5 protein-coding genes are annotated in these 4,058 nt (G+C 30.0%); 2 read left to right on the top strand and 3 right to left on the bottom strand.

Annotation, left to right across the window (positions count from 1 at the left end):
• Positions 1-240: 240 nt before the first annotated feature.
• Positions 241-1,056 carry a purine-nucleoside phosphorylase gene (locus ABWO04_RS10275; RefSeq protein WP_353079618.1) on the top strand — a complete coding sequence of 272 codons (816 nt, stop codon included), beginning with the start codon at positions 241-243 and terminating at the stop codon, positions 1,054-1,056.
• A 111-nt stretch (positions 1,057-1,167) separates the two neighbouring features.
• Complete coding sequence (hemN, locus tag ABWO04_RS10270) at positions 1,168-2,529, top strand: oxygen-independent coproporphyrinogen III oxidase (protein ID WP_353079617.1); 1,362 nt, start codon at positions 1,168-1,170, stop codon at positions 2,527-2,529.
• 2 nt (positions 2,530-2,531) lie between these two features.
• On the opposite strand, the gene ABWO04_RS10265 is transcribed toward hemN, so the two are convergent.
• The 3 genes from ABWO04_RS10265 to ABWO04_RS10255 form a co-directional block, all read right to left on the bottom strand.
• The gene (locus ABWO04_RS10265) at positions 2,532-3,233 is read right to left on the bottom strand and encodes a sulfite exporter TauE/SafE family protein (RefSeq protein ID WP_353079616.1); all 702 of its coding nucleotides are present in this window, start codon (positions 3,231-3,233) and stop codon (positions 2,532-2,534) included.
• A 24-nt stretch (positions 3,234-3,257) separates the two neighbouring features.
• The gene (locus ABWO04_RS10260; RefSeq protein ID WP_353079615.1) at positions 3,258-3,704 is read right to left on the bottom strand and encodes a FixH family protein; all 447 of its coding nucleotides are present in this window, start codon (positions 3,702-3,704) and stop codon (positions 3,258-3,260) included.
• Positions 3,705-3,728: 24 nt separating this feature from the next.
• The coding region (locus ABWO04_RS10255) for a FixG Ig-like domain-containing protein (protein ID WP_353079614.1) at positions 3,729-4,058 on the bottom strand (330 nt) is incomplete at its 5' end.

Here is a 4,058-nt window from a genome sequence, read left to right as displayed (position 1 = left end):
TTGAAGTCTCTTTACAAAATTAAGTAAAAATGTTTTTAAATTTTCATTACAAAATTGGGGATATTTTGTAATATGCAATTTGGGGCAAAAAACATTGGTCAAATTTAAATAATATATTTCACATATATATGTAGAATGATTACTACAAAAAGAACCTTAAATAAATCAAAAATAAATCTTCATTCAATTAAAAAAAACATCATTATTTCGTATATTTGAGTAAATAAATACTTCAAAATTATGTTAAATCAAATATACGAAACATGCGAATTCATTAAAGCAAAAACAAATTTCACACCAGAATACGGAGTAGTTTTAGGATCTGGCTTAGGAGATTTTGCAGATGATATTTCTATTGAATTTACCATTCCTTATTCTGAAATACCAAATTTTCCCACATCTACTGTTGTTGGCCATAAAGGTGCTTTACTTTTTGGAACCATTGGAACTAAGAAAGTAATCGCGATGCAAGGCCGTTTTCATTATTATGAAGGACATACGATGAAAGAAGTTACATTTCCAATTCGGGTAATGAAATATTTGGGTGTTTCTAAATTAATTGTTTCTAATGCTTCTGGAGGGGTCAATTCAAAATATAAAGTGGGATCAATTGTTTTAATTACAAATCATATTAATATGATGCCTGAACATCCTTTACGAGGAATAAACGATGACAGGTTAGGACCAAGATTTGTAAATATGAGTGAACCATACAGCCATCACATGATTGCAAAAGTAAAAGAGATTGCTAATGAAAAAAAGATTCAAGTAGAAGAAGGTGTATACGTTGCACTACAAGGTCCAACGTATGAAACCCTTTCCGAATATAAAATGATAAAAAACATTGGTGGCGATTGCGTAGGAATGAGCACTGTTCCTGAAGTAATCGTTGCACGACATATGGATATGGAAACGTTTGGGATTTCAGTTATTACCGATATGGGAAATGAAGAAAATATGGAAAGTGTATCACACGAAGAAGTACTAAAAGCAGCCAAAAATGCCGAACCTCAAATTAGAACGTTAATTAAAGAATTAATTTGTTCTTACACGTAATTGGATTTCTAAATCTATTTTTATTTCAAATTAACATTACGTTCTTCGTATGATATTTATCATAAATATTTAGCGTGAATACCCATAATTTTGTGATAAATTCATAAAGTTATGTCGTCATTGATACAAAAATATAATGTGCCTGGTCCAAGATATACCAGTTATCCAACAGTTCCATTTTGGGAAGAAGAAGCGTTTTCAGAAAAAAAATGGACACAAAATCTAACAGAAACGTTTAAAATTTCTAATCAAAAGGAAGGGATAAGTTTATATATTCATTTGCCTTTTTGTGAAAGTTTATGCACTTTTTGCGGTTGTAACAAACGAATTACGAAACGTCACGAAGTAGAATTGCCTTATATACAAGCCGTAATAAAAGAATGGCGTTTGTATTGTAATTTATTTTCAAGAAAACCGAATATTAAAGAAATTCATTTGGGAGGCGGAACGCCAACTTTTTTTTCTACAGAAAATTTAACTTTATTACTTGAAGGCATATTTGAAACAGCAAATAAAGCCGAAAACTACATTTTTAGTTTTGAAGGACATCCCAACAATACTACAAAAGAACATTTGCAAACATTATATAATTTAGGTTTCCGAAGAGTGAGTTTTGGCGTACAAGATTATAGCCCAAAAGTTCAAGTTGCAATTCATAGAGTGCAATCTTTTCATAATGTATCAAAAGTAACTTTATTAGCAAAAGAAATAGGTTATACCTCAATTGGTCACGATTTAATTTACGGATTACCTTTTCAAACACTTCAGGATATTGAAGACACAATATTAAAAACAAAATCGCTTTTGCCTGATAGGATTTCATTTTATAGTTACGCACACGTGCCTTGGCTAAAAGGAAACGGGCAACGTGGATTTCAAGATGAAGACATTCCGCAAAATGATACAAAAAGACAATTATATGAGTTAGGTAAGAAAATGTTACTTGAAATGGGTTACGTTGAAATCGGTATGGATCATTTTACTCTGCCTAAAGACGAAATGTATTTAGCATTTAAAAGCAAAACACTACATCGAAATTTTATGGGATACACCGCTTCGAAAACGGAGTTAATGATTGGATTGGGTGTGTCATCAATTAGTGATAGTTGGAATAGTTTTGCTCAAAATGAAAAATCATTAGAAACGTATTATCAAAAAATTAATGGCAATAATTTACCTGTATTTAGAGGGCATCATTTAACTTCCGAAGATGTAGTAATTCGTCAGCATATTTTAAACTTAATGTGCCATTTTGAAACCAATTGGGAAGATGATTCTACTTATTTTACAGAAATTTATGACGTTTTAGATTCACTTCACGAAATGCAGTTAGATGGATTACTATATATAGAAAACAAAAAACTAATTGTTACTGATTTAGGAAAAGCATTTGTGAGAAATATTTGTATGGCTTTCGATTTAAGATTAAAAAGAGCGGCGCCACAAACAGAATTATTTTCAATGACGGTATAAAATTAATGGCAATTTACTTCTGACTGAATATGTAAATTCATTGAACTTGGAGAAACGTATGGGATATTTAATCCAAAACCTCTTACAATAAATAATATCCCAATAAAAATAATTACTATCGGTATGGCTTTTTGAAATTTAGTATAAAAAGTAAAAGAAGTACTTTTAAATAAATTAACTACTACAGTCATCAAAGGAATGGTGCCTAATCCAAATAAAATCATATACAAACTTCCTAAAAAAACGTGATTCATAGCCATAGCGCCAAACAGAGCAACATATACCATTCCGCAAGGTAAATACCCATTAAAAAGTCCAATTAAAAATATCGATTTATAACTTTTGTTTTTAAATTGGAATCCTAATTGCGTTTTAACACTAGAAATTAGTTTGTATATGGGTTTTGAAAAATTATACTGGGCTAATTTTTTTTCAGGAATAATGGCAATTAAAATCATTAAAACTCCCACTAAAATAGATAATTGCTGTTGGAATCCTGCAAAGAAAAAACCAGAACCTAAAACACCAAATAGCAAACCTAAAGAAGCATAAGCCACTACTCTACCCAGTTGATAAGTAGCAATTTGGCTCCATTTTTTAAATGAATTATTTTGATCTATTGGGAGCATCATAGCAATTGGCCCACACATACCAACACAGTGCAAACTACTTATAAACCCAAATATTAGCGCAGAATAAAGCATTTTTTCTATAATTCAAATCGTAAATTAAAAATAAACCGTTTCCTTATTTAAATAAGCAACCTCAGCTACTTTCCAATTTATAGATATTTCCCAAAGACCGCCAATCAGTTTATGATTAGGTATGAGCATTATTGGACTTGATAAAGAAATTTTCATTTCAAAATCCAACTTTTGATTTGACGGTCTGTATAGGGAAATAGTTCCTTTTATTTTTTTATAATCTATATCTTCAGGAAAATATACTTGTATGCCTTCTGAAGTTTTTACTACTTTCAATTTTGTTTTTAAGGCGTTTGAAAGATTTTGACTTTCAATGTCGCTTTGCACTTTGCTCTCCTGCTTGTAATAATCGTTAGCAACTAATTCATTATCATATTTTGAATTTGATTGCACCAAAAACACAAAAAACAATATAAACGTCATAAAGCTTCCAAAGCCTATAACTACACCTGTTCCCCAGTTAAATTTCATAATTGTTTTATTTTATTTATATTTTTAATTAAATGTTCTTGGACCTAAGAAATTAGTAGTAATAGTTTCTATAACTTTATTTCCTTGATGTACTTCAATATTAATTTTTGTATTATCGGTTTCCAATAACACCAATGGAACTTCAACAAATAAAGTTCCTGTTGCAGCATTAGCTTTCTCAACGTGCAACGTTTCATTCCCAACTAATTTTAATGTTCCTTGTTTGGGATGAATCAACTTAAAAGTAATATTTTTTAAATTATCATTCGTTTTATTGATGATTCTGTACGTATATACATTACTAATGTTTTTTCCTTTTTCTTCGTACAACTGACCTGATAATCTTAAAATTTT

It is taken from the genome of Flavobacterium sp. (assembly GCF_040382755.1).
Classification (GTDB): Bacteria; Bacteroidota; Bacteroidia; order Flavobacteriales; family Flavobacteriaceae; genus Flavobacterium.
This window is presented reverse-complemented; position numbering and strand designations above follow the sequence as displayed.

Excerpts from the sequence above, each read along its gene's own strand:
- ABWO04_RS10265 (WP_353079616.1), bottom strand. The coding sequence starts at position 3,233 with ATGCTTTATTCTGCGCTAATATTTGGGTTTATAAGTAGTTTGCACTGT.
- hemN (WP_353079617.1), top strand. The coding sequence starts at position 1,168 with ATGTCGTCATTGATACAAAAATATAATGTGCCTGGTCCAAGATATACC.
- ABWO04_RS10260 (WP_353079615.1), bottom strand. The coding sequence starts at position 3,704 with ATGAAATTTAACTGGGGAACAGGTGTAGTTATAGGCTTTGGAAGCTTT.
- ABWO04_RS10275 (WP_353079618.1), top strand. The coding sequence starts at position 241 with ATGTTAAATCAAATATACGAAACATGCGAATTCATTAAAGCAAAAACA.